The organism is Streptomyces sp. MA5143a (assembly GCF_900290235.1).
Classification (GTDB): domain Bacteria; phylum Actinomycetota; class Actinomycetes; order Streptomycetales; family Streptomycetaceae; genus Streptomyces.
The window spans coordinates 41066-65061 of record NZ_OLMK01000119.1; the positions used below are offsets into that span (position 1 = coordinate 41066).

The window sequence follows — 23996 nt, forward strand, 5'->3', positions numbered from 1 at the left end:
TGCCCGAAGCCGTCATCACCCACCAGGGAGTACCCATGGCTACGTTCCGTTTCGACACCCGAGTCGCACAGGACCCCGACCGTGTCTGGGCCGTCCTCACCGACGTGAGCAAGATCCCGCAGTGGTTCCCGGCCGTGCAGGAGGCCCACTTCGACGGCACGCACCGCCACCTGCGCGGGCCCGGGGGGATGGCGATGAAGTCCCTCGTGGTGACGAAGGACGACGAACTGCGCCGCTTCCAGTACCGGTTCGTCGAGGGCATGCCCCAGCCCATCGACTTCCACCTGGGCACCATCGACGTGCTCCCCGACGCGGAAGGCTCACGCGTGATCTACAGCCAGGAGATCCTCCCGGAGTCCTTGGCACCCATCGTCGAGCGGGCCGTGGGGGAGGGCATCGAGGGCATCGCCCGGTACTTCGCGGCACACCCCTGAGGCGGCAGGAACGCACGGAGCGAGAGCCGACCGCACGGACCGTCGGCTCCGGCGCATCACTTCGCGAGACGGACCACGGCGACGCGGAGGATGCCGTATGCCCCCGGGAAACATCCGGCTGACGACGACGGCGATGAGGCAGAAGCAGCCGACGGGCAGGACACCTGAGTCCGGAGCCGCGCCGTCCGGGCGCCGGCCGGCACCGCACCGATCTCACCGGCATCGGCCTTGGCGCGCCGCCTCCGGCCGCTGCCGAACACTCCTGAGGGGCTGCCCCTGCGCGCCCGGTCGCACGCCGCCCGCGCCGGACGCGACCGGGGTCGGACCGACCGTCCGCCCGGCTGCCCCCGGGGCGAGCTCGCCGCTCACCGAGTGGGGCCGGCCTGTGCGGCGGTGTCAGGGAGGGGGCGCCGGGCGACCTCGTGCGCTTCGGACGGGGGTACGCCCAGCATGCGCAGGACCATCTCGGCAAGGTCGATCGCGGCCTGGTCGCCGTCCAGGTCGGGACGGGCGAATCTCAGCTCCACCAGGGAGAGCAGGGTTCCGCCGAGTGCGGACAGGGCGACCGCCGGGTCGACCGGGGTGAAGCGGCCGGAGGCCAGACCGGCCTCGAGGTCGCGCAGGGCCCGGCGGGCCAGGCCGTTGTCCGAGTGGATGTGGCCGAGACCGCGGCGGCGCAGGACCTGCATCAGCACCGGCTGGGAGTCGGCCATGCGGGCGCTGAGCCGGAAGCCGGACGCGACGAGTTCCGCCGGGTCGTCGATCCCGGTCAGGTGCTCGTCGAAGTTCTGGCCGAACTCCTCCAATGCGTCCACCACCGCCGCCTCGAACAGCTCCGTCTTGGAGTCGAAGTGGTTGTAGAAGGAGCCGAAGCCGACGTCCGCGCGTTCGGCGATCGCCTGGATGCTGGCGCTCGTGTCGCCGCTCTCGGCCAGTATCTGCCGGGCCGCGTGGATGAGCGCGCGACGGGTCTCGGCGCGGCGTCGCTCGAATCGGTTGCTGGAGGGGGCGGGGCTAGGCATGCACAGAGTCTAACCGCGTGGTCGATGACGACTGCATCTCTGATGATTTCATCATCTACTCGGGGCAGACCCTTGACGACGATCCCGTCAACGTTGATGATTTCCTCATTATCGCGTGTCGCTCGGAGAACACCATGTCTGAAACCCACCATCTCGGGGCCGATGTCAAGACCGCCCACCAGGACCTGCACAGCGAACAGGGCGCCCTGCGCGGCGAGCGCCCGGGCCGTTCCCGGAACCCGGTGATCAAGGTGGCGGACCTGGCCTGGCTGGAGTTCGAGAAGCCCGACCTGGACCGCGCCGAGGTCTTCGCGCGGGACTTCGGTTTCGGGGTCGCCGCTCGCACGGAGGGGGAGCTGTGGCTGCGCGGCACCTTCGCCGGCTCGCCCTGCATGGTGATCCGGCGAGGTCGCACGTCCCGTTTCATCGGTCCGGCGTTCCGGGCGGCCGAGCGCACCGATCTGGAGCGGCTGGCGAGGGCCACCGGCTCCGATGTGCGGGACGCGGACGTGCCCGGCGGCGGCAGGGCGGTCGATCTGCTCGACCCGTCCGGTTTCCCGGTGCGGGTGGTGCACTGCGGCGAGCGGTTGCCGGCCCTGCCCGAGCAGCAGCCGCTGCTCCTCAACTTCGGCACCGCTCACCGTCGTACGAACACCACGCAGCGCCCGCCGCGCGAGCCGTCCCGGATCCAGCGGCTCGGGCATGTGGTGCTGGAGACACGGGTGTTCACCCGGGCCCTGGACTGGTACCTGGACACCCTCGGGATGATCGTGTCGGACTTCCTGTTCCTGGACGGTCAGCGCGACCGGGGTCCGACGATGGCGTTCCTACGCTGCGATCTGGGCAGCGTGCCGGCCGACCACCACACACTGGCGATGCACCTGGGACCGGGAACGGGTTACGTCCACTCCGCCTATCAGGTCACCGACCTGGACTCGATCGCGGCGGGCGGCGAGTACCTCAAGGAGCGGGGCTACCAGCGCAGTTGGGGCATCGGCCGGCACATCCAGGGCAGCCAGCTGTTCGACTACTGGCGTGATCCCGACCGCTTCATGCTGGAGCACTTCGCCGACGGCGACCTGTTCACCTGTGACGTCGAGCCAGGGTGGGCACCCATGTCGACCAGCGGCCTGGCCCAGTGGGGCCCGCCGGCCACCCGCGACTTCCTCGGCGCGAGCCCCTCCCCGCAGCGGATCCGGGACGTCGTCGAGGCCCTGCGCGGTGACAACGAGATGGACCCCGCGCGCCTGCGGGGCCTGCTCAAGGCCGTCACGTCCTGAACCTCCACCCCCTCACGAAGGTACTGACATGAGCACCAACGTCCTGCGCACCGCCGACGGCTGGTGGGTCCTCCGCGGCGACCGGGCCGTCCAGGCCGACACCAAGGCCGTGACCACCGCTGAACTGCTCGCCGACCGTGACGCCGTACGAGAGGCGGCCCTCTCGGGTGAGGTGGGCACGCCCGTCGCCGACCTGGCGGCGCTCTCGCCGGTCACCACCCCCTGCCGGGTAGTGGCCCAGATGGTCAACTACCGCAGTCACGCCCGGGACTCGGGCTTCACCGGGGACATCCCGCCCGCTTTCTTCCGCAAGGCGTCCGGCTCGGTCAGCGGCCCGGGCGAGGCCATCGTCCGCCCCTCCCATGTGAGGTTCCTGGACTACGAGATCGAACTCGGCCTGGTCATGGGGGCACCGCTGCCCATCGGCACCGTGGTCGAGGAGCGGGACCTGCCGACGTACGTCGCCGGGCTGGTGATCACGAACGACGTCAGCGCCCGCGAGATCCAGCTGACCAGGACGCAGTTCTACGAGAGCAAGTCCTACCCCACCTTCACGCCGACCGGCCCCCACCTGACCCTGCTGGAGCCGGAGGACTTCGTCCATCTCCTCGACCTGCGGCTGAAGCTGTCCGTCAACGGCGAGCTGCGCCAGGACCGCACCCTCGCCGACATGATCGTCCGGCCTGCGCAGGCCCTCACGCTGCTGGCCCGCTTCCAGACCCTCGACCCCGGCGACCTGCTGCTCACCGGCACCCCCGGCGGCACGGCCCTCAAGGCTCCGCCCAAACCCGTCGAGAAGATCGGCGCTCTGCTCCCGCCGGCCCTGAAGTGGAAGTCGTTCTTCAAGTCGCAGGCCAGGAACCCGCGTTATCTGCACTCCGGTGACGTGATCACGGCGACGATCGCCACCCCGGACGGCCGGATCGACCTCGGCGAGCAGCGCACCCCCGTCGCCGACCCCCGCTAACACCCGAAGTGAGCCGCACATGCCCCCCGAACACAACGAGTACGACCTGCCTGTGGTGATCATCGGCGCCGGACCGGTGGGCGTGACCGCCGCCCTCCTCCTGGCCAGGCGCGGAGTCCGCACCGTCGTCCTGGAACGCCATCAGGACGTCTACCCCCTCCCGCGTGCCGTCGCCACCGACGACGAGGTGCGCAGGATCCTCCAGGCGGCGGGTGTGGGGGAGGAGTTCACCGCGATCGCCCGCCCGGCGAACGGGCTGCGGCTGCTGGACGCCCGGCACCGGGTGATGGCCGAGTTCCGCCGTACCGAGGACGGGCACCACGGCTACCCCCAGACCAGCATGTTCGACCAGCCCGAACTGGAACGGCTGCTGCGCGACGCCCTCGCCCGGCACCCGGAGTGCGAACTGCGCGGCGGCGCGGAGGTCACCGGCGTCGGCCCGGACACCACGGGCCCCGTGCGGGTGACCTACCGCGACGGTGGCGGCGAGCACGGGCTGTGGGCTGAGGCGGTGCTGGGCTGCGACGGCGCGGGCAGCCTCACCCGCGAGGCCGTCGGCGCCGTATGGGAGGACCTGCGCTTCGAGGAACGCTGGAGGGTCATCGACGTCCGGACCAAGGCCGACGTGCGCTGCTGGGAGGGCGTCGACCAGGTCTGCGACCCGCGCCGCCCGGCGACCTTCATGCGCGTCGGCGAGGACCGCTACCGCTGGGAGTTCCGGCTCGGGGACCCCGCGGTGCCGGTGCGCGAGCTGATCGCCCCGTGGTTGCCACCGTCGTACGACGGGGACTTCGACGTCGTCCGTGACACGCAGTACACCTTCCGGGCACTGATCGCCGACCGGTGGCGCAGCGGCCGGGTCTTCCTCCTTGGCGATGCGGCCCACCTCACCCCTCCGTTCATCGGGCAGGGCCTGTGCACGGGACTACGGGACGCCTACAACCTCACCTGGAAGCTCGCCCGCGTCCTGCGACAGGGCGCGGACGAAAGACTGTTGGACACGTACGAGAGCGAGCGAAAGCCGCATGCCCGGCATGTGATCCGGCTGGCGGTCGCCATGGGCTGGGCCATGACCGGCGGCCAGGACGGTGCCGCGGCGGTGCGCCGCAGGCTCCTGGCCGCGGCCTGCCGCATCCCCGGGCTCACCACGGCGGCGGGCCGCGATCTCAGTCCGCCCCTGACCGCCGGGCCGCTGGTGCGGCGCCGTACCCGCCGGGGCCTCGTGGGCACCCACTGCCCGCAACCGTGGGTGAGTGTCGCAGGAAGACGCGTCCGTTTCGACGAGCTGCTCGGTGATTCCTTCGCCGTTCTGACCGCAGCGGACCCCTGGCCCTCGCTGAGCGCGCTCACCCACGCCCTCGGCGTGCGGGCGATCACCGTGGCCGATGTCGACGATGACGGCACCCTCGCCGCCTGGCTGCGCGCCGGCCGGGCGGACGCCGTACTGCTGCGCCCCGACCGTGTCGTCCTGGACGTCGTTCCCGCCGGGGGCTTCGACTTCACCGGCACCGCCGCCTGGGCGCCCCTCCTGTCCACCACCCGCAGCCCCCACCCTCTCCGACGGACCGCCGGCACAAGCCTGCTGAGGAGCGCCACACGATGACCGTGCCCAGCCCTTTCACGACGCCTGATCCGCAGGCCGTCGCGGACAGCAACATCATGGACTTCGCCCGCCACGCCGGCATGGCGGGCTCCGACTACGCCGCCCTGCACCGGTGGTCGGTCACCGACCTGGAGGGCTTCTGGGGGGCGGTGTGGGAGTACTTCGACATCGACGCCGACACTGCCTACGAGCGGGTCCTGGCGGAGGAGCGGATGCCCGGCGCCCGCTGGTTTCCCGGCGCCACGCTCAACTACGCCCACCACGCCCTGCGTAATCTCGCCGACGACGACGTGGCGATCATCGCCCTCGACGAGACCGGCTCCTGCTACGAGGTGACCGCGAGCCGCCTGCGTGCCCAGGTCGCGTCGGTCGCCGCGACCCTGCGCGACCTGGGTGTCGGCGAGGGGGACCGCGTGGTGGGGTACCTGCCCAACACCCCGCACGCGATCGTCGCGTTCCTCGCCACCGCGAGCCTGGGTGCCGTGTGGTCGGTGTGCGGACAGGACTACGCCCCCAAGGCCGCCGCCGACCGGTTCGCACAGCTCGAACCCACCGTGTTGATCGCCGCCGACGGCTACCTGTTCAACGGCACCACCCACGACCGCCGCGACGCCACCCTCGAACTCGCCGGACAGCTGCCGACGTTGAAAGCGACCCTGCTGGTCGACCACGTGGGCCTGCCGTGGCCGTCGAGAACGTACCCGTCGCTGGTCGTCCCCTGGGAGGACGCCTCGACCCGCTCCGAGGAACTCACCTGCGCACCGGTGCCGTTCGACCACCCGCTGTGGGTGGTGTTCTCCTCCGGCACCACCGGCCTGCCCAAGGGCATCGTCCACGGCCACGGCGGTGTTCTGCTGGAGCACCTCAAAACCCTCGGCCTGCACTCCGATCTCGGTCCTGGCGAACGGCTCCTGTGGTACACCACCACCCATTGGATGATGTGGAACCTGGTCGCCTCCACGCTGCTGACCGGCGCCACGACCTGCACCTACGACGGCAGCCCGGCGCCCCTGGCCCAGCCCGACATCCTGTGGAAGCTGGCCGCCCGCCACCGGGTGACCGTCTTCGGCACCAGCCCCCAGTACCTGCTGGGCATGGCCAAGTTCGGCATCGACCCCTCGGTGCACGACCTGTCGTCGATCCGCGTGGTCGGCTGCACAGGCTCCGCCCTGCCGGCTTCCGCCTACCCCTGGGTCCGTGAGCACGTCGGCGCCCACGTGCTGCTGGCCTCGATCAGCGGTGGCACGGACGTCGTCTCCGCCTTCGCGGGCAGCGCGCCCAACACCCCCTCGTGGGCCGGGGAGTTGTCCGCACCGCACCTGGGAGTGGCGCTGGCCGCGTACGACGGCGAGGGCATTCCGGTGGTGGGCCAGGTCGGCGAACTGGTCGTCACCCGCCCGATGCCGTCGATGCCGCTGTACTTCTGGAACGACGCCGACGGCACCCGCTACCGCGACGCCTACTTCTCCTTCTATCCCGGCGTGTGGCGGCACGGCGACTGGATCACGGTCACCGGTCACGGCTCGGTGATCGTCCACGGCCGCTCCGACAGCACGCTCAACCGCAACGGCGTCCGGCTCGGCAGCGCCGACATCCACGACGTCGACGAACGCCTTCCGGAGATCGCCGAGGCCCTCGTCATCGGCGCCGAGGAACCCGACGGCGGCTACTGGATGCCGCTGTTCGTGGTGCTGGCCGCCGGAGCCGAACTGAACGACACGCTCCGCGACCGCATCCGTGCAGCCATCCGCAGTGGCGCCTCACCCCGTCACGTCCCCGACGAGATCCTCGAAGTGCCCGGGATCCCGCACACCCGCACCGGCAAGAAGCTCGAGGTCCCCGTCAAGCGCATCCTTCAAGGCGCCCCGGTCGAGCAGGTCGTCAACCTGGCCGCCGTGGACGCCCCCCACCTCATCGACTACTACGCCCGACTGGGCGCCGAGCACCAGGACAGATCGGCATGACCACCGCACACATCACCCTCGCCGTCGCACTCTCACTGATCTTCCTCTCCTTCGGAACGGCGAAGATCGCCGCCGTCGCGTTCATGCGTCAGGCAGCCGCGCACCTCGGCATGTCACTGACCCTCTACCGCGTGATCGGTGCACTGGAGATCGCCGGAGCCGCCGGTCTGCTGCTCGGCCTGGCCTCGGCTCCGCTCGGCGTGGCTGCCGCTGCCGGGCTGACTCTGCTCATGATGGCTGCCGCCGTGGTCCACCTGCGTCACGGTGACCCGCCCGCGCGAGCCCTGCCCGCGGCCGTACTGGCCCTGACGGCGATGGCATACGCCGGGGCGGCCCTCGCCGCCGGCTGACCGCCCGGAGTGCGCGACGGTATCGAGCGGGGGCTGGTGATGCCCGAGGGCTCACGAGTCTCCCGTTCGGCGAGCAAGGCGTTCCGGCGCCGGCCACTCGTACTGCACCGCGTCGCTCAGGCGCCATCGGCCGCCGACGGCCAGGCGGCAAGGAGTGAAAACATCGGCAGTTCTGATGATTTCATCGCTCTGATTCTGACGTAACCCTTGACGCTTGATTCCATCAAGCTTGAGTATTTCATCATTACGGCGCCGTCGCGCTGACGCCGCCCGTTCGTGCGCAACGGACGAGGAGCGAGCACCACCCCGCTGCGCTCCCGCCAGCCGTCCATCGACCTGCCCCCCCCCGCACGCACCGCCCTGCCTCCGCTCCCTCGCAGCTCCTTCAGGAGGGCTCCTCATGCCCATGCGTACGCAGATCCCCGTATACCACCCCGATCTGTATGCGGCCTCGGCCATCCGTGACACCTATCCGCACTACGCCGCGCTGCGCGAACTCGGCCCCGTGGTCCACCTGAGCAAGCACAAGGTCTACGCACTGCCGCGCTACGCCGAGTGCAAGCAAGTACTGCTGGACGACGACACCTTCGTCTCCTCCGGTGGCGTCGCCCTCAACCCAGTTGCCAACCGTGTGGGTCAGGGCACCACGCTGTTCAGCGACGGCGAGGACCACGCTCGCCGCCGCTCCCTCCTCGCGCACCGCCTTACTCCCCGGGCGCTGCGCACGATGAAGGACACCGTCGACCAGCAGGCCGCCGCCGTTGTCGAGGACGCCGTGACCCGCCGGACGGTCGATGCCGTCGAGGTCGCCACGGCGCTGCCGATGTCCGTCGTCCCCGACCTGGTCGGCTGGCCCCGCCAGGGCCGTGAGCACCTGCTGCGCTGGGCCGGCGCCACCTTCGACGCACTGGGCCCGCTCAACCGCCAGGCGGCGCGCACGCTTCCCGCGTCCCTCGGCATGCTGCGCTACGCGCGCGGTGTCGTGCGCGACCGGTCCGTGTTGGACGGCAGCATGGGCCATGACCTGCTGCGCGCCGCCGACGAGGGCCAGATCATGCCCGCGGAGTGCGTCACCATGATGATCGACTACCTGGCGCCCTCCCTGGACACCACCATCAGCGCCATCTCAAGTGCCCTGTACCTGTTCGCCGTTCACCCCGAACAGTGGCGCCTGTTGAAGGCAAACCCGGACCTCGTCCCGAAAGCGGTCAACGAGGTCGTCCGTTACGAATCCCCGATCCGGGCCTTCTCCCGGACCGCCGCCCACGACACGGAACTCGCCGACATACCTCTCCCCAAGGGCTCCCGGGTACTGGTCCTCTACGGCTCCGCCAACCGCGACCCGCTGGAGTGGGACGACCCGGACACCTTCGACATCCGCCGCGACGCAGCCCGCCAACTCGGCTTCGGGCAGGGCACCCACGGCTGCGCCGGCCAGGGCCTGGCCCGCATGGAGACCTCCGCGATCCTGCGCGCCCTGGTCGAACGCGTCGACCGCATCGAGGTGACCGGCCCACCCCAGTGGGCCCTGAACAACGTCATCCACCGCCTCGAGCGCCTGCCGCTCGAACTCATCCCCGCCTGAACCCGCCGCTCGACCGATCGAGGACAGCTGAGGACAGCACCATGAAGATCTCCGTCGACCACCCCCGCTGCGAAGGCCACGGCCTGTGCGCCGACCAGGCCCCTGACATCTTCAGCCTGGACGACGACGCCGAACTCACCTACCGCTTCGAGGGCACCGACATCCCCGACGAGCACCGGCCCGCCGCCCGCGCGGCCGTCAACGCCTGCCCGGTCGCCGCCCTGCGAGTCCTGCCGTGACCGCACCGCGCTCGGTGCTCATCGTCGGCGAATCCCTCGCCGGCACCACTGCCGCCCGCCACCTGCGCACCCTCGGCTACGCCGGACCGGTCGCACTTGTCGGTGCCGAGGAGCACGGCCCCTACTCCCGCCCGCCCCTGTCCAAGACGGTCCTGAAGGACCCGGCCGCGGACCAGACCCTGGGCCTGGCCCTCGACGGCCTCGACGCCGACGTCATCCGCTCGCCCGCCGTCGCAGCCGACACCCGCCGGCGCACCGTCACGACCGCCGACGGCCGCCAGATCGGCTATGACGCGCTGATCGTCGCCACCGGCGCGGACGCCCGCCGACTCGCCGCCCCCGGGCAACGGGGCGAACTCGTCCTGCGCACCCTGGACGACGCCCGCCTGCTCCGGGCCCGCCTGGCGGACGCCGGTTCGGCGATCGTGGTCGGCGCCGGCTTCCTCGGTATGGAGGTGGCCGGCGCCTGCGCCGCCCGAGGCATCCCGGTGACCGTCGTGGACGCCGACCGGCCGCTGCAACGCATCCTCGGCGACCACCTGTCCGCCGAGATCACCGCACGTGCCGCAGCACACGGCATCCGCTTCGTACAGGCCACCGGCTTCGCCACCCTGACCGGCGACCCCGTGGGCGGCGTGGCGCTCCCGGACGGCACCGAGCTCACCGCGGACCTGGTGGTCACCTGCGCCGGAGAAGTACCGTGCGTCGGCTGGCTGACGGGGACGGGCCTCGCCGGCCGCCTCGGCGTCGGCATCGACGATGCCTGCGCCACCACCGTGCCCGGCGTGTTCGCCGCCGGTGACGTCACCTACCTTCGCGGCCACGGCACACAGCCCGACCGGCGTGCGCCCTTCTGGTCCAACGCCGTCGCCCAGGCCAAGACCGCGGCGGCCTCGGCGCTTGGTCTACCTCCGCCGGAGTCAGCGCAGGACGACTACTTCTGGACCGAGGTCGCCGGTCTCACGGTCAAGATCGTCGGCCGTCTGCCGCTCCTCGGCGAACCGACCACGGTGCAGGGCAGCGTGGCCGACGGACGCGCACTGCTGACCTGGAGCCATGGCGACGGAACGTCGACGGCGGTCGCCTACGGACTACGCAAACCGGTCACCGCACTACGGGCCTTGGCCGCCACGTCTTCGCCGCCGTCCCCGTGACGGCGGCGAATGATCCTCGCAACGTAAGAAGCCACGCGGCGCCGGCATCGCCGGGGTGCTCTTCCGTGGCGCACCCGGCTGATCACCCCGATCCCTGTGGACAGGCCCGACCTGATCGAGCACCACGCCTGCCTCGGCGCGCCGTGCTCACAGCCCGGCTACGCCCCCGTACGCCGCACCGGCCGCCCCCTGCACGGCCCGGCCGCGCACTACCGACGACGCCAGCCGAGCGGCTGCTCCTCCTCACCCAGGAGCAGCCGCTCGGCTGGCGTCGTCGGTGGCGGCGAGGGCACCGGATGCCCAGGCTGCTGGCCACGCGCACCGCCAGGACGACCAGCGCGCGCACCGACCGCATCAGGCCGGCCCCGGCCACAGTCCCGGTGAGCACCGCTAACCGCACTGCACCGATGCACACCGGCCGCGCGCCGACCACCCCGCGCCGACGGCGTCCCGCGCACCCCGCGCTGAGCACCAGCTGCACACAGGGGCGCGGTGTCGACGGTCGCGCGAAACTACTCAGCCGGGTACGGATGAACGTGCCTGGTTCGTTGGCGCCGCGGCCCCCGATCTCCCGGTGGCCCTCCCGTCCGTCGGGCGGAGCCGCGCCGCGAGGTGAGAGCGAGGCCCCATGGCGGAGCGATGCCCGCAGCGCCGATGAGTTTCGGGGACGGGGCCGGTCTGCACAGGTATGGAGACTCACACACTCGAGACAGCCGACGCGGACCTCGTCCATGACGTTCGCGGGCCGCTGCCGACCACCGATGGACGCCCGCCGCTGTTCATGATCGGGCAGCCCATGGACGCTTCTGGCTTCGGGGCGCTGGCCGCGCGTTTCCCTGAGCGGACCGTGGTCACCTATGACCCGCGCGGCCTCGGTCGCAGCACGCGTAAGGACGGGCGGGTCGACCACACGCCGCAGACCCAGGCCGACGACGTGCACGCCGTCATCGAGGCTCTCGGGGCCGGGCCGGTTGAGATGTTCGCCAGCAGCGGGGGAGCCGTCACCGCTCTCGCGGTCGTGGCGAGGTATCCCGCAGACATCACCACTCTGGTTGCGCACGAGCCGCCGCTCATCACCCTCACACCGGACGGCCCGGCGGCCGTGCGGGCACGGGCCGCGGTCACGGAGGCATACGAGAAGCGGGGAGGAGGGGCCGGGATGGCCGCGTTCGTGGCCATGACCTCGTGGAAGGGAGAGTTCACCGACGCGTACTTCGCACAGACACAGGCCGATCCCGCCGCGTTCGGAATCCCCACGGAGGATGACGGCTCACGGGATGATCCACTGCTGTCCGACCGGTCGTGGGCGGTCAGCAGCTATCGGCCGGATGCCGACGCGATCGCCGCTGCGCCGACCCGTGTCGTGATCGCTGTGGGCGAGGAATCCAAGGACGTGCTGACCGGACGCACCTCCGTCGCTACCGCTGAACTGCTCGGACAGCGGGTGAGCGTGTTCCCGAGCCATCACGGCGGGTTCCTGGACGGAGAGTTCGGATACGCGGGGAAGCCGGACGAGTTCGCGCATCGACTGCGCCAGATCCTTGACGCCGCCGCGCAGGCCAACCGCTGACCAAGTAGCTTCCGGCGCGTCCGGTGCGCACTGGATCAGGCGTTCGGTGCGCACCGTCATCAAGCGGTCGACCATGTCCTCACCCTCGACGCCTCCCTCGACGCCTCGGCGTGGCCGGCGGAACGCCCCCGACCTCGTCCAGGGCGAAGGAGTCAGCGCACGGATCGGTGTCGGCCGCCAGGCCTGTGACGGGCAGGCCGGAACGGCCCTCGCCCGATCGACGACGGTGGCAAGGCCATGCTCGCTCCGATCCTGGGCCGACCCGATCGCCGCCCTCGTCATCGCCGCCATTGCCGGCATCGCCGCCATCGCCGTCAAGGAGGCTTCCAGCACGTGCTGCCCCATCCCCTTCACCGACCTCGCCGAGGAGAACCGCCATGCCGACTCCTGCCGCTGACCGCCGACCTCACCGCATGCCGAAGGCGCTGGGGCAATGGTGGGCTGCCTTCCCGCCTTCGGCGCGTCACCAATTATCCCGTCCCCCACCACCGAGAGGCAAGGACGCCTTGACAATTCTAAATTGTCAAGGCGTCCTTGCCTCATGACTCTCCCGGACCTGGACGATCTCATCGCGGAAGTTGACCGGCGCTGCGACACCGCACACCGCAGCCCCGGCGGACAAGAACAGCCCGACTGGCTCGCTCTGCTCACCGTCGCCGCGCAACTCGCAGGCCAGATGCAGGCGCTGACAGACGACCTGGTCGAGGACTACGTCGAGCACTGCCGGATGCACGGCTCCTCATGGACCGACATCGGCACCGCCCTGGGTGTGACCCGGCAGGCGGTCCAGCAGCGTTTCCATGCGCCGCACAAGCGCTACAGCCCCGACACATTGACCGACGACCTCCGACAGGCGATGGTCCACGTCAAGCAAGCAGCGGTGCACCACCGCAACAACTACATCGGCACCGAGCACCTGCTCTGGGGACTGACCACGGAGGACAACAGCGCCACCCGTCTCCTGCGAGCCGCCGGGCTCTCGCCGGAAGCGGTCCACCGATCCGTCGGCACCAGGCTGAGCATGGGAGCCTCCCAGGCGGCCGAGCGCATCGCCTGGACGCCCTATTCCCGCAAGGCCATCGCCATCGCCGAGGCACGCTCTGAACAGAACGGCTCCGACCACATCGACTGCGACGACCTGCTGATCGGCCTCGCCCAGGTCGGCCGCGGAGTCGCCTCCGACGTCCTGACCACGGCCGGCTTCGACCCGGCCGCTCTCGAAGCCTGAGCCCACCGCAGCTCCGGCGAGCACAACCCGCCGGACTGCGAGAACGCGGCTCTCCGCCCAGGCCTGAGTGAGACACACCGACGAATCCCGTCTCACTCAGGTTTGGGCACCGCAGGTCAACGCGACATGATGATGCGGGGGTGTGCGCTTGAAGCATGGTAGGAACGAGCACAGGCACCAGCGGCGCGTGCTCATCGTCGCTTACGACGACGCGCAGATCCTCGACATCGCCTGTCCCAGCAGCGCCTTGGACATCGCCAACAGGTACTGCGCACAGCCGCCCTACGCGATCGAACTGGGCACCCTCGGCCGCCGGGCTCTCCGGAGTTCGGCCGGGATTGCGCTGGCAGCCGTGCGGAGCCTGGAGGCGGTCGTGGGGCGCCTGGACACGCTGATGGTCGTGGGCGGCATCGGCTGCGAGGACGCGGCGGCAGATGGAGCGCCGCGGCCGGGGTATCGGCGGGAGTGGACATGGCCCTTTACCTCGCGTCCGTCGTCGCGGACGACACGGCCAAGGCGATCCAGCTCGCCGTCGAATACGACCCCCAACCCCCTTCGCCTCCGGTAACGCCTCAGAAGCCGGTCCCCAATTGAAGAAGCGTGCCCTGCAATCGCTCGCCGCATCACAGGTATAGGGGACGGCCGCCTATGCGTGTGAGCCGATGACCGGGTGGCGCTACGCGGTGCAGCCCCTCGCGGCTACTCATTCGCACACGCCGCCTCATCCGCTTGCTCCCCGAGTCCCGCGGTGGTCGGTTTCTGCCAGTGGACGATGCGGTCGCACCAGTGGTTGCACCTGGTCGTGGCCGACGGCGAGCAGTCCGGCGCCGGGGGCGGGGCGGTCGTCCTCGACGGCTGCCACCAGCGCTGCAGTGGTGGAGGCATCCAGCCTTGCGGTCATCTCGTCGCAGATCAGCCAGCGCGGACGCAGGGCGAGAGCCCGGGGGAGATCACCGGAGGCGACAACTCTTCTGTCAGGACGCCTCGCTGTTTGCTCCCTGCGCAGGAGGTCACTCGACGTAGTAGCCCCAACGTCGGATGCGAGTGGGAGTGATCAGCGGTGGCTCGAGAGCAGAAGGCAAAGGCCAAAATGGAGCAGGCCACGGGCAAGGCCAAGGGAGCCGTTGGCCGTGCGACGGACGACGAAGGTCTTGCGGCCGAGGGCCAGACCAAGAAGTCGAAGGGCGACGTGCGTCAGGCGAAGGAGAAGATCAAGGACGCCTTCCGGCGGTGACAGCCGGATAAGCTCGGTGGGCTCCCGTGCGCGGGGGCCCACCCTTTGTCGTGACCCGCCGATCGAGGGCGCGGGGCTCCACTCGGCTGCCGGTGTCACCCACCTGCACAGCTACTTCCTGTGGTCAGCCGGTGTTCAGCGGCGGTTCTGGCGCGGTCGAGGGCGGCGACGCCGAAGGCGGCGAGCGCGATCTGGATGAGCCATTCGATCCAGTCGACGCCCTTGGTGCCGGCGACGCCGATGCCCGACAACGATCGCGCTGATGACGCCGGAGATCTCCGTGTCCGCCCCTTATCAGGTCTCGTCTGCGGTTACATGTGCCTGCTGGGGGTGGGGACAGTCCGTTCCGCTTCGACGGGTGGCGGCGCTGAGGCATGGGTGAGCTCGCGTTCGAGGTCGTCCAGGGCGCGGCGGGCTGTGGCGATGCGGTCGAGCAGTGTCTGCTGCGCGGCCGGGTCGGATACCGGGCGGGGGGCTGGTGCCGCGTGCTCCATGTTGCGGGCTTCGTCGAGGGAGGTCAGGACGACACCGATGAGGACGTTGACGAGAACGAAGGAAGCGAGCAGGACGAAGGAGGCGTAGTAGAGGAGGCTGAAGCGGGAGATTTCGAGGCCTGCGTGGACGGCGTCACCGATGCCGTCGAGGGTCATGAGCAGGAAGAGGGTGAGGACGGCTCGGCCGACGGAGCCGTAGTGCTGCGGGTCGTGGCGGGCGAAGAAGACCCAGCCGACCATCGCGTAGACGTACAGCAGCAGGGCGCCGACAAGGAGGAAGCTGAGGGTGCCGGGCAGGCTGCGGGCGACGGCGACGAGGAAGACACGCAGTTGCGGCAGGAACCGGGCGGTGCGCAGGACGCGGGCCAGCCGCAGCAGCCGCAGGACGGTGGTGTTCTCCCGGACTACGGGCAGGAAGGTGCTCAGTACGACGGCGAGGTCGAAGAGGTTCCACGGGTCGCGGAAGAAGCCATGGGGGCGGTCGGCGTGGGCGCCCAGGCGCAGCAGGATCTCCACGGTGAAGGCGGCCACGCACGCGTGCTCGGCCAGGCTTAACCAGCCGTGCCAGTCGGTGACCACCCCGGTGTAGGTTTCTGCGCCCAGCAGGGCGGCGTTGGCGAGGATCAGGCAGAAGACGGTGACCGCGAACCACCGGGCGTCGGTGATGGCGCGGCACCATCGTGCCGTGGAGACCCGCGCCGTGGCGGGGCGGACCGTGGGGGTGTTGTCCGTCATCCTGCTGTGTTCCTTCGTGCAGCACTCTGTTCCCGGCCGTCCGGGCTGGAAGGCGGGCTTGTTGAGCGATCATGCTCTACGCCAGACTTCTACAGCAATGTAGACATCGGTGGGGTGCTGGTTGCTGGCGGCCGCCGTCCGTGGAGAGGTGATAGATCTGATGTTCGGCCTGAGTGAGCTGGCGCTGATCCTCCTCGTGGTGGTCGTGGTCCTCGGCATCAAGAAGCTGCCCGAGCTGGCGCGGTCCGCGGGCAAGGCCGCGCGGATCTTCAAGAGCGAGGCCCGAGCGCTGAAGGAGCAGGGGCCCTCCGTGGCGCCGCCTCCCCGACCGGTGGAAGGCACCGTTCAGCATGGCGACGAGGGGTCCCCGCGGGCCTGAACGTGTGCGGCGCTTCACCGGCGGGCTGGGCGTGCGCTCCCGTCAGTTGCACGAGTTGCCACTCCGCGCGCAGCTTCCGCCGTCAGGATTCGGCGGCGGACACGTGGCGAGCCAACTCGGCGGCAAGGCGTCGCATGACCGTGTGGTTGGCATGCCGCATCGTGGTCCGCACGACTGGGGCCAGCAGCCGGTCGGCGAGAGGGGTGTGCACCCACGTGTACGTGAACGAGATGTGGGTCCCCCCGGTCCGCAGCGGTTCAAGGGCGTAGGTGCCGTGAGCCAGTCGCCGACCGGCCGCGCTGACGTTGTGTTCGACGATGCGCCGCGGCGCGTCGGCCTCGATGACCTTGATCGTGACATCGGTCTTCGTGCCGCCCAGCGCGGCGGTGACGGTGGCGCACGATCCGATGCCCCGGGCGGGGCCGCTGTAGCGCCAGTTGGTCAGGTAGTGGTCGGTGAACCGCTCGTGATGGGCCATGACGTCGAGGAAGCCGTAGACCTGCTCGGGACTCTGAGGTACGTCGATCGACACGGTGACAGGCTTCATGTACCACACGGTACATGCGGCATGTACCGATTGGTACAGTCGTGACGTGGTCACCATGGATGACTCGCACCCCGGGGGCGAGGCCGAGCAGGGCGCGCGGGGGGATCGGCGCGCACAATTGGTGGACGCTGCTGTCGACCACGTCGCGGAACACGGTCTCGCGGACCTGAGCCTGCGCGGGCTGGGCGCCGCGATCGGTGTCAGTCACCGCATGCTGATCCACTACTTCGGTTCCAAGGAACAGTTGCTCGTCGAGATCGTCCGTACGTCGGAGCGGCGCCAGCGCGATGTGCTGTCCCGGCTCCGCCTGGAGCCCGGTCTCTCGCCCGCCGATGTCGCGCGGCTGCTGTGGGGGCAGCTGACGGACCCTCAGCTGGCCGGTCAAGAGCGTCTCTTCTTTGAAATCTACGGGCAAGCGCTGCGCGGCCGCCCCGAGGCCGCCCCGGTCGTCGAAGGGCTTGTGACGGACTGGCTGGAACCGCTCATAGCCGCCGAGGTCGGTGCGGGGGCGGAGCCTGAGGCGGCCCGGAACCGGGCCAGGCTCGGACTCGCCACCGTCCGCGGTCTGCTGCTCGACCTGCTCGCCACCGGTGACCACGCCGGCGTTGACGCGGCGATGGATGAGTTCCTCCGGCTGTACTACGGCTCTGAGTGACGACATCTGGAGAACCATCCCATTTCGGCTCCGCAGCCCACCCAGCGGGCACGTCAGGGCTGTCCACGGCCACGGTGAGCATCAGCTCGGGCAAGGACCAGGTCATGCGGTGATGCCTTCCACGCCGACCACCGTTCTTGGCTCAGAGGTCAACGCGGCCCGGCGAAGGCCAGGCCTCCCGGTCCCCGCCTTGCTGTGGAGAGGGAGTCAGTAGCGGCAGTACGCGATCACGGTGAGGCGGAGGCGTCATTTCTGGCAGCCGCAGCCGGATGCCGTCTTGGCCTCGGCGACGGTCAGGGCGGGGTCGGCGGAGGTCTTGCCGGAGGGGCAGTAGGCGCAGGCGTTGGTGCCGCAGCACGCGTCGGCCGACTTGGGAGTGTCGGTGGCCGTCGGGTTGGTGGGTCGGAGGATGGCGGAGTGCATGCCGTGGGCGACTTGGTGGGTGGGGATGATTCCGATGCCTGTGAAGCCGACTCAAACCGGTAAGCAGGCCGAAGTGCCGAGGCGGTCCTCGCGTTCCTTGCGTCGGCGCGGTGTGTCATGCCTCCAGCCTGGAAGCCCGTCCGCCCGCGCCCAACCGGCAACTGTCGGGTCCCCCCGCCCAGTGACTGGAGAAGACTGCCGTCCGATCGCACCGGACCGGCCGGTCAGGATGAGACTCCGCCGGTCGGCGGGGCGGTACCGGCCGGTCGGCGGGGGAGTTGCCGAAGCCTGCCGGATGGTCCGTCTCCTGACGGCCACGCGAGATTTGCCGTATGACACAGACACAGCCGCCACAGGAGACGACGGCTCCGCGGGAGAACGCGCCTTTGCCGCCCCGGACCTCCCCCGAGTCCGCCGCGCCGGCCCCACCCTCTCCCTCGATGGGACGCCTCGTCGGGGTGGATCTGGCCCGCGCGCTGGCGGTGTTCGGCATGTACGTCGTGCACATCGGCCCCCCGCTGTCCGCCACGAGCGGTGTCGCCGGCTGGATCCGGTACATGTCCGACGGTCACTCGTCGGTCCTGTTCGCCACCCTCGCCGGGTTCTCCCTGATGCTGCTCGCCGGCCGCCGCGAGCCCAAGACCGGCCTGGCCGGACGGCAGGCGAGGGCCCGCATCGCGATCCGCGCCGTGGTCCTGCTGGCCCTGGGCACCGTGATGGCGATGGAGTACGGGGGAGTGATCATCCTCGGCTTCTACGGGGTCTACTTCCTCCTCGCCCTGCCCCTGGTACGACTGAGCACCAAGGCACTCGCCATCACCGCGGCCGCGTTCGCCCTGGTCACACCACAGCTCGCGTTCCTCCTGACCTCGCTGCTGAGTCCCTCGGTCCAGGAGAGCATCAACACCTACGACCCGCTCCGCCGCCTCAGCGAGGTCGGCGTCCTCGATCTGCTGCTCACCGGCTTCTACCCGGCACTCACCTGGATGTCGTTCGTGATCGCGGGCATGGCACTGGGCCGCCTCGACCTGTCCTCCGGCACGGTCCAAAAGCGCCTGGCCGCCTTCGGTGCCGCCCTCACGGCGGCCGCGTACGGCATGTCCCTGCTGCTGGCCGGCTCCGGCGCGTTGCGGAGCCTCGCGGAGGACGGGCCGTCGTCCGGCGGCTCCGGTTCCATGCCGCTCGACAGCGCTTCGATGCCTTCCGGCGGCGAAGCGTTCCCCGGGATACCCGCGTCGTCGCTCCTGACGGCCGGGCCGCACAGCGGCACCACGTTCGACATCATCGGCAGCGTGGGCGTCGCGATCCTCGTGATCGTGGGCGCGACCGTGCTCATCGACCGCCTGCCCCGCCTGCGCCGACTGGCCAAACCGGTCATCGCCGTCGGCACCATGTCCCTGACGGCCTACGTCGGCCACTTCCTCGCCCAGTCCCTGCTGCCTGCGGCCCCCGGCACCAATACCCCCGGATCCTGGATACCCGTACTCACTTACATCGGGGGCGCGATCGTGTTCGCCGCGATCTGGTCCCGCTTCTTCCGCCGCGGCCCGCTGGAATACCTCCTCAACGCCGCGACCAAGCCCGCCAAGTACATCCGATGAGGTCAGCGGGCAGACCGAGAAGACCGCCACCGATTGTGAATAACCTTCCCGAGAGGAAAGCTTCTTTGTTCGCACGCTCGACCGCGCGACGATCACGCATCGCCCGCCTCGGAGTCCTAACGGTCGGGGCCGCTCTCTTGTCTTCCTTCCTAGTCGGCTGCCAGAGCACACACCCGAATTCGGCGGCTCATGGAAAGCGGCGTCCGGCCAACGGGAAGCCGCTGCCGACTGCCGAACAGCAGGCGGCTGGAATGGTTCCCGGAGCTGCGCTGGTGGAACCGCCCGACCTCAACACCGCAACCCCCGGGGATGTGACGGTTCAGCTGACGGCGGCCCAAAAGGAGGTGATGATCTCGGGCAAGAAGGTGCTCGCGGAGACCTACAACGGAAGCCTTGTCGGTCCGACTCTCCATGCGGTTCCTGGCCAGCGGGTCACCTTGAAACTGAAAAACAATCTCGACACGGCAACCAACTTGCACTTCCACGGGATGCACCTGTCCCCGAAGGGAAGCGCGGACAACATCATGCTGTCCGCTCAGCCTGGTCAGACTCTGACCTACCATCTCGACATTCCCGCTAACCAGGCACCCGGTACGTACTGGTACCACGACCACGAAATGTGCTTTAGGGACGGCGAGTCGATGCCGGGCATGGAGATGTCCTCCAGGAACGGCGAGTCGATGCCGGGGATGGAGATGTCCTCTGCCCCGGCGAAGGCTCGCTGCAATGGAACCGAGAGCCAGATCGGGGCGGGGCTGTCGGGAACGATCATTGTCGGGGACAGTCGCGAATCGTTGCCGCCGGCCTACCGCGGGATCACCGCTCATACCTTGGCACTCAAGGATGCCCAGATCAGCGGATCCAGCTCGATCGTCTACCCGGACGGGATCCTCGAGCCCGCATCGCCGACGGTCCGCCTGGTCAACGGTCAGTACCGGCCCACGTTGAACGTGAAAGCCGGAGAAACTCAGTTGTGGCGGATCGCCAATGAGGGTTACGCCATCCTCTACGACCTCCAGCTCGACGGCGGCAGCTTCACCGTCATCAACCAGGACGGGATTCCCTCCGCGGCGCCGACCCGGGCGACCCACCTTCGGGTTCCGCCCGGCAGACGCCTCGACGTCCTGGTGACCGCCGGAGCCCCAGGATCAACCTGGCTCAGAACCCTCGCCCACGAGACCGGGACGGAAGGCGACGGCGATGTTTACCCCGACACCACCCTCATGAAGATCAATGTCAAAAAGGGCGGCGGAAGCGAGGGGTCGGCTGCCGCTGGGGGACCGTCGGGCATGGCCACCGCGCCCCGGATTGCCGGACCGCTTCCCGGATCCGAACCCGATCTGTCCGGAGAACCCATCGCCCAATCCCGAAGCGTCGCCCTGAGTGACGACGGCGGCAACAACTTCTGGATCAACGGCAAGTTGTTCGACATGAAGAAGCCGACTTTCAAGAAGCCGGCCACGCTCGGCACAGTCGAAGAATGGACGCTCACCAACACCAGTGGTCACGATCATCCGTTCCATCTCCATATCGCACCGTTCCAGGTCCTCAGCGTGAACGGCCGCGCCCAGCCTCCCGCCGACTATATGGACACCGTGAGCGTTCCCCACGCAGTCAATGGAAAAGCTGGCAAAGTAGTGATCCGGATCCGCTTTACGGACTTCACCGGTGTATGGATTTTTCACTGCCACATCACAGGACACGAGGACAACGGAATGATGGGCTATGTGAATGTCGTTGCCGCCGACAGCACTGTATAGGCCAGCGCGTTGATCCAGCCTCGATCCTTCGTGACGGTCCGTCGGTTCTTTCGGCGGGCCGTTTCGGTTGTCCGGGTCGGTGATGGGCACGCTGACGGCCCGGCTGTCGGGTAGGGCGGGCGTCGGATTCCACGTGTCCGGCAGGGTGGTGCTGCTCGCGGGGGAAGGAACGTGCTGGTCAGCAGGGATTCGGGAGGGCTTCGAGCCGTGCCAGGGCGTCTGTGATCACGTCGGTCCAGGGCCAGTTGCGTGCGAACCGCAGGTGCCAGCGACGGGCGGTCGTGACGATCTGAACGGCGGCGGAGAGGAGGCGGAGGTGGCGGGGCTCCCGCCACGTCAGCTCGCCGGCCCCCCTGCGGTCGTGCGCGGCTGCCGACCCAGGCGCCGCCCGGGTCAGGTAGCCGGCGCCCTGGGCGCGCCCACTGCTGAACCGGAAGCGGTCGAGCTCGACGATGACGACGGCTATGCCGCATGGTCCACGGGCGGTGCCGCCGATCCAACCGGGCGGCGGAGGCCGTGTGACAGTCATCGTCGTCCGTTCCTCGACGTGTGCCAATGGACCGGTAGCGGTTGGCGCAACGCAGCGGTCCCGATCCTGGATCCGTGCGGCGGCGCGGTGCAACTCGGCAAGGACTGTGCGGACGGCCTTTCGGGCGGTGCGCTCGGGCCGGTGGAGGACGTCGATGTCGCGTCGGGCATGTACTCCGCCGAGCGGCTTGAGGGCGACGTCGGGGTGCGGCCGTGCAGTCCAACGGGGCATCAGCGCGAGGCAGCCGCTGGCGGCGACGGCCTCGGCGACCACCGCGAATTCGTTGATGCGGTGGACGATGTCGAGCCGACGGTTCGCGACGCTCGCGATGGCCTCGATGATGGACATCAGCGGGAAGCCGTCGTGCACCGTGATCCACGGCTGGTCCGCCACATCCCGCGGCGTGAGCAGCGGCTTGGACACCAGCACATGGCCACGCGGCAAGGCGACATCGAGGGGCTCGTTCAGCAACGTGGTGGCGGTCACTGTGCGTGGCCATGGAGGACCATGATCGAAGCGGTGGGCGAGCACGAGATCGTAGTGACGGGTGAGAGCCGGCACGCGGTCCTGGGCGACGTCCTCGTCCGTGAGCGCCAGGCGGGGTTGTCCGGGGTCGGCGAGGCTGCGCAGCAGGATCGGGAAGAAGGCGGAGGTGCTCTGCCACCCGAACAGTCACATCAACGTCGACGAGTGCGGTGCGCCGGAGTTCTCACAGGCGGCGCCAAACTCGTCACGGTTCCCGGCGACGACAGCAAGATCGACCCCAACGCGCTCCGTGAGGCGGTGCGCCGCAAGGCCGGTGACGTTCACAGTGTGCAGCCCTCCGTGGTGAGCATCAGCCAGGTCACGGAGCGCGGCAGCGTCTACACCCTCGACGAGATCCGCCGTCTGGCCACCATCGCCAAGGACGCGGGACTGCGCGTCCACATGGACGGCGCCCGCTTCGCCAACGCCCTGGACCACCTCGCCGTCACTCCGGCCGAGATGACCTGGAAGTCCGGCATCGACGTGCCGTCCTTCGGGGCCACCAAGAACGGCGCGATGACCGCGGAGGCCATCGTCTCCTTCGATCCGGCGCTGGCCAGCGAACTCGCCTTCCGTGCCAAGCGTGCCGGCCAGCTCGCCTCCAAGATGCGCTTTCACGCCGTCCAGTTCGACGCCTACCTCACCGACGGTCTGTGGCTGCGTAACGCCCGCCAGGCCAACACGATGGCCGCCCGGCTCGGCGACGGTCTCAAGGCCATCCCTGGCACCGAACTCCTGAGCGGCCCGCAGGCCAACATCCTCTTCTGCCGCCTGCCCCAGCAGGCAACCGAAGGGCTTCTCGCGGAGGGGTACACCTTCTACCACGATCGCTGGGCGCCGGGCATCGTCCGCCTCGTCACCTCCTTCTCTCACACCCCCGAAGACATCGACCAGTTCCTGGACGCGGCCCGCCGCCACACCCGCTGACCACCGACCGGAACCGGGACTGTAGATCGTTTCGGTGCAACTCCCGACCGAGTCGTCATCGGAGGTGTCGGGAGAAGGCCGTGGACGACGATGTGATCGACGAGCTGGTGAACCGGGCCCAGGCCGAGGGCCTGCAGCCGACAGGCGAGGGCGGGATCACCGACCGGCTTGGCTATGACAAGCACGACCCGGCAGGCAAGAACGGTGCCAACTCCCGCAACGGCAAACGCTCCAAGACCGTACGGACTGACCGGGGCCAGCGCTGGACCATGCGCTGGAAGACCGCGTTGAGGGCCTTCGACATGACCTTCGACGGCCGTCTCTCAGCAACCCGCCAGTAACCAGTAACCCAACCACCTTGGTTACGCCGTTCATTTGGCTCTGTCCCGTAATCGGTGGTAACGAAGGGTGACGACCATCGTTGACGTTGCATGCGAGACGTCAATGAGCTTGTGGGCGTGGTGTTTTCGGGACTCACGTCGCTGGTCGTCGAGGATGTGGCGGACGAGGGCGAGTTCATCCGGGTGCAGGCCCGGACGCGGGACGATCCGGTGCAGTGCCCGGTGTGCGGGCGGCCGACGGGGCGGGTGCACGGCATCCACCGACGTACGATCGCGGACGTGCCGACGGACGGCAGGCGGGTCGTGGTGTCGGTGCAGGTCCGGCGCCTGGTCTGCCCAGTCCTGGGCTGCCCCCGGCAGACGTTCCGTGAACAGGTCCCCGGCCTGATCGAACGCAATCAGCGGCGCACACGCCGGCTCGCCGACCAGCTCGGCTCTGTGGTGAAGGAG

Annotated in this window: 25 protein-coding genes and 4 pseudogenes; 20 read left to right on the top strand and 9 right to left on the bottom strand. The window is 69.5% G+C overall.

The window, feature by feature from the left end; all coding sequences use genetic code 11:
* The first annotated feature begins 35 nt into the window (after positions 1-35).
* A complete protein-coding gene (locus tag SMA5143A_RS38185) occupies positions 36-434 on the top strand; it encodes an SRPBCC family protein (protein ID WP_107467393.1) in 399 nt (132 codons plus the stop codon).
* Positions 435-799: 365 nt separating this feature from the next.
* Here SMA5143A_RS38185 and SMA5143A_RS38190 read toward each other — a convergent pair whose 3' ends face one another.
* Positions 800-1456: a TetR/AcrR family transcriptional regulator gene (locus SMA5143A_RS38190; RefSeq protein WP_107467394.1), complete on the bottom strand. Its 657-nt coding sequence runs from the start codon at positions 1454-1456 to the stop codon at positions 800-802.
* Positions 1457-1590: 134 nt separating this feature from the next.
* On the opposite strand from SMA5143A_RS38190, the gene SMA5143A_RS38195 reads away from it, so the two are divergent.
* Genes SMA5143A_RS38195 through SMA5143A_RS38215 form a run of 5 tightly spaced genes read left to right on the top strand, consistent with a single transcriptional unit; the run spans position 1591 to position 7620 of the window.
* On the top strand, positions 1591-2736 hold the full coding sequence (locus SMA5143A_RS38195; RefSeq protein ID WP_107467395.1) for a VOC family protein: 1146 nt from the start codon (positions 1591-1593) through the stop codon (positions 2734-2736).
* Positions 2737-2764: 28 nt separating this feature from the next.
* Positions 2765-3703 (top strand): fumarylacetoacetate hydrolase family protein, encoded by a 939-nt coding sequence (locus SMA5143A_RS38200; protein ID WP_107467396.1) that lies wholly within the window; start codon positions 2765-2767, stop codon positions 3701-3703.
* Positions 3704-3722: 19 nt separating this feature from the next.
* On the top strand, positions 3723-5306 hold the full coding sequence (gene mhpA / locus SMA5143A_RS38205; protein WP_107467397.1) for a bifunctional 3-(3-hydroxy-phenyl)propionate/3-hydroxycinnamic acid hydroxylase MhpA: 1584 nt from the start codon (positions 3723-3725) through the stop codon (positions 5304-5306).
* Positions 5303-7270, top strand: a complete 1968-nt coding sequence (locus tag SMA5143A_RS38210; protein ID WP_181362216.1) for an acetoacetate--CoA ligase — start codon at positions 5303-5305, stop codon at positions 7268-7270. Before mhpA ends, SMA5143A_RS38210 begins: the two co-directional genes overlap by 4 nt.
* Positions 7267-7620 (top strand): DoxX family protein, encoded by a 354-nt coding sequence (locus tag SMA5143A_RS38215; RefSeq protein ID WP_107467398.1) that lies wholly within the window; start codon positions 7267-7269, stop codon positions 7618-7620. Before SMA5143A_RS38210 ends, SMA5143A_RS38215 begins: the two co-directional genes overlap by 4 nt.
* 116 nt (positions 7621-7736) lie before the next feature.
* Here the strand turns inward: SMA5143A_RS38215 and SMA5143A_RS42745 are convergent, their stop codons facing one another.
* Complete coding sequence (locus tag SMA5143A_RS42745) at positions 7737-7952, bottom strand: hypothetical protein (protein WP_146194021.1); 216 nt, start codon at positions 7950-7952, stop codon at positions 7737-7739.
* A 68-nt stretch (positions 7953-8020) separates the two neighbouring features.
* Between SMA5143A_RS42745 and SMA5143A_RS38220 the strand changes: the two genes are divergently transcribed.
* The 6 genes from SMA5143A_RS38220 (at position 8021) to SMA5143A_RS38245 (ending at position 13396) form a co-directional block, all read left to right on the top strand.
* The gene (locus SMA5143A_RS38220; RefSeq protein WP_107467399.1) at positions 8021-9205 is read left to right on the top strand and encodes a cytochrome P450; all 1185 of its coding nucleotides are present in this window, start codon (positions 8021-8023) and stop codon (positions 9203-9205) included.
* Positions 9206-9246: 41 nt separating this feature from the next.
* Positions 9247-9444: a ferredoxin gene (locus SMA5143A_RS38225; protein WP_107467400.1), complete on the top strand. Its 198-nt coding sequence runs from the start codon at positions 9247-9249 to the stop codon at positions 9442-9444.
* Positions 9441-10598: an NAD(P)/FAD-dependent oxidoreductase gene (locus tag SMA5143A_RS38230; RefSeq protein WP_107467401.1), complete on the top strand. Its 1158-nt coding sequence runs from the start codon at positions 9441-9443 to the stop codon at positions 10596-10598. The genes SMA5143A_RS38225 and SMA5143A_RS38230 overlap by 4 nt, the downstream gene beginning before the upstream one ends.
* 688 nt (positions 10599-11286) lie before the next feature.
* Positions 11287-12168, top strand: coding sequence for an alpha/beta fold hydrolase (locus SMA5143A_RS38235; protein WP_107467402.1), 882 nt, complete (start codon positions 11287-11289; stop codon positions 12166-12168).
* A gap of 46 nt (positions 12169-12214) precedes the next feature.
* Complete coding sequence (locus tag SMA5143A_RS38240) at positions 12215-12565, top strand: hypothetical protein (RefSeq protein WP_107467403.1); 351 nt, start codon at positions 12215-12217, stop codon at positions 12563-12565.
* A gap of 144 nt (positions 12566-12709) precedes the next feature.
* The gene (locus SMA5143A_RS38245; protein WP_258193983.1) at positions 12710-13396 is read left to right on the top strand and encodes a Clp protease N-terminal domain-containing protein; all 687 of its coding nucleotides are present in this window, start codon (positions 12710-12712) and stop codon (positions 13394-13396) included.
* 699 nt (positions 13397-14095) lie between these two features.
* Here the strand turns inward: SMA5143A_RS38245 and SMA5143A_RS44380 are convergent.
* Positions 14096-14441, bottom strand: a pseudogene (locus SMA5143A_RS44380) (hypothetical protein); the annotation flags it as partial.
* Between the two features lie 15 nt (positions 14442-14456).
* Between SMA5143A_RS44380 and SMA5143A_RS38265 the strand changes: the two are divergent.
* Positions 14457-14630, top strand: coding sequence for a CsbD family protein (locus SMA5143A_RS38265; protein WP_107467404.1), 174 nt, complete (start codon positions 14457-14459; stop codon positions 14628-14630).
* A gap of 95 nt (positions 14631-14725) precedes the next feature.
* On the opposite strand, the gene SMA5143A_RS43310 is transcribed toward SMA5143A_RS38265, so the two are convergent.
* Both SMA5143A_RS43310 and SMA5143A_RS38270 read right to left on the bottom strand, forming a co-directional pair.
* A complete protein-coding gene (locus SMA5143A_RS43310; protein ID WP_181362221.1) occupies positions 14726-14881 on the bottom strand; it encodes a hypothetical protein in 156 nt (51 codons plus the stop codon).
* Between the two features lie 60 nt (positions 14882-14941).
* Positions 14942-15859: an ion transporter gene (locus SMA5143A_RS38270; RefSeq protein ID WP_107467405.1), complete on the bottom strand. Its 918-nt coding sequence runs from the start codon at positions 15857-15859 to the stop codon at positions 14942-14944.
* A gap of 160 nt (positions 15860-16019) precedes the next feature.
* On the opposite strand from SMA5143A_RS38270, the gene SMA5143A_RS44385 reads away from it, so the two are divergent.
* Entirely contained in the window at positions 16020-16238 is a 219-nt protein-coding gene (locus SMA5143A_RS44385) for a twin-arginine translocase TatA/TatE family subunit (protein WP_258193984.1), read from the top strand.
* 82 nt (positions 16239-16320) lie between these two features.
* On the opposite strand, the gene SMA5143A_RS38280 is transcribed toward SMA5143A_RS44385, so the two are convergent.
* Positions 16321-16785 (bottom strand): SRPBCC family protein, encoded by a 465-nt coding sequence (locus SMA5143A_RS38280; RefSeq protein ID WP_107467412.1) that lies wholly within the window; start codon positions 16783-16785, stop codon positions 16321-16323.
* Between the two features lie 55 nt (positions 16786-16840).
* Between SMA5143A_RS38280 and SMA5143A_RS38285 the strand changes: the two genes are divergently transcribed.
* Positions 16841-17440, top strand: a complete 600-nt coding sequence (locus SMA5143A_RS38285) for a TetR/AcrR family transcriptional regulator (RefSeq protein WP_107467411.1) — start codon at positions 16841-16843, stop codon at positions 17438-17440.
* 246 nt (positions 17441-17686) lie between these two features.
* Here SMA5143A_RS38285 and SMA5143A_RS38290 read toward each other — a convergent pair whose 3' ends face one another.
* Entirely contained in the window at positions 17687-17863 is a 177-nt protein-coding gene (locus SMA5143A_RS38290; RefSeq protein WP_219923640.1) for a hypothetical protein, read from the bottom strand.
* Between the two features lie 440 nt (positions 17864-18303).
* Between SMA5143A_RS38290 and SMA5143A_RS38295 the strand changes: the two genes are divergently transcribed.
* Both SMA5143A_RS38295 and SMA5143A_RS38300 read left to right on the top strand, forming a co-directional pair.
* A complete protein-coding gene (locus tag SMA5143A_RS38295; protein WP_107467406.1) occupies positions 18304-19464 on the top strand; it encodes a DUF418 domain-containing protein in 1161 nt (386 codons plus the stop codon).
* Between the two features lie 272 nt (positions 19465-19736).
* Positions 19737-21224, top strand: a complete 1488-nt coding sequence (locus SMA5143A_RS38300) for a multicopper oxidase family protein (RefSeq protein WP_258193985.1) — start codon at positions 19737-19739, stop codon at positions 21222-21224.
* 178 nt (positions 21225-21402) lie between these two features.
* On the opposite strand, the pseudogene SMA5143A_RS45030 reads toward SMA5143A_RS38300, so the two are convergent.
* Together SMA5143A_RS45030 and SMA5143A_RS38305 are read right to left on the bottom strand one after the other, a co-directional pair.
* Positions 21403-21552: pseudogene (locus tag SMA5143A_RS45030) on the bottom strand (IS1380 family transposase); the annotation flags it as partial.
* Between the two features lie 258 nt (positions 21553-21810).
* Positions 21811-22404 (bottom strand): annotated as a pseudogene (locus SMA5143A_RS38305) (LysR substrate-binding domain-containing protein); the annotation flags it as partial.
* 39 nt (positions 22405-22443) lie between these two features.
* Between SMA5143A_RS38305 and SMA5143A_RS38310 the strand changes: the two are divergent.
* From SMA5143A_RS38310 to SMA5143A_RS38320, 3 genes and pseudogenes are all read left to right on the top strand, one after another.
* Positions 22444-23205 carry a threonine aldolase family protein gene (locus tag SMA5143A_RS38310; protein ID WP_308812067.1) on the top strand — a complete coding sequence of 254 codons (762 nt, stop codon included), beginning with the start codon at positions 22444-22446 and terminating at the stop codon, positions 23203-23205.
* Positions 23206-23285: 80 nt separating this feature from the next.
* A pseudogene (locus SMA5143A_RS44895) lies at positions 23286-23462 on the top strand (transposase); the annotation flags it as partial.
* Between the two features lie 174 nt (positions 23463-23636).
* Positions 23637-23996: transposase family protein (locus tag SMA5143A_RS38320; RefSeq protein ID WP_441349512.1), on the top strand; the 360-nt coding region annotated here is incomplete at its 3' end.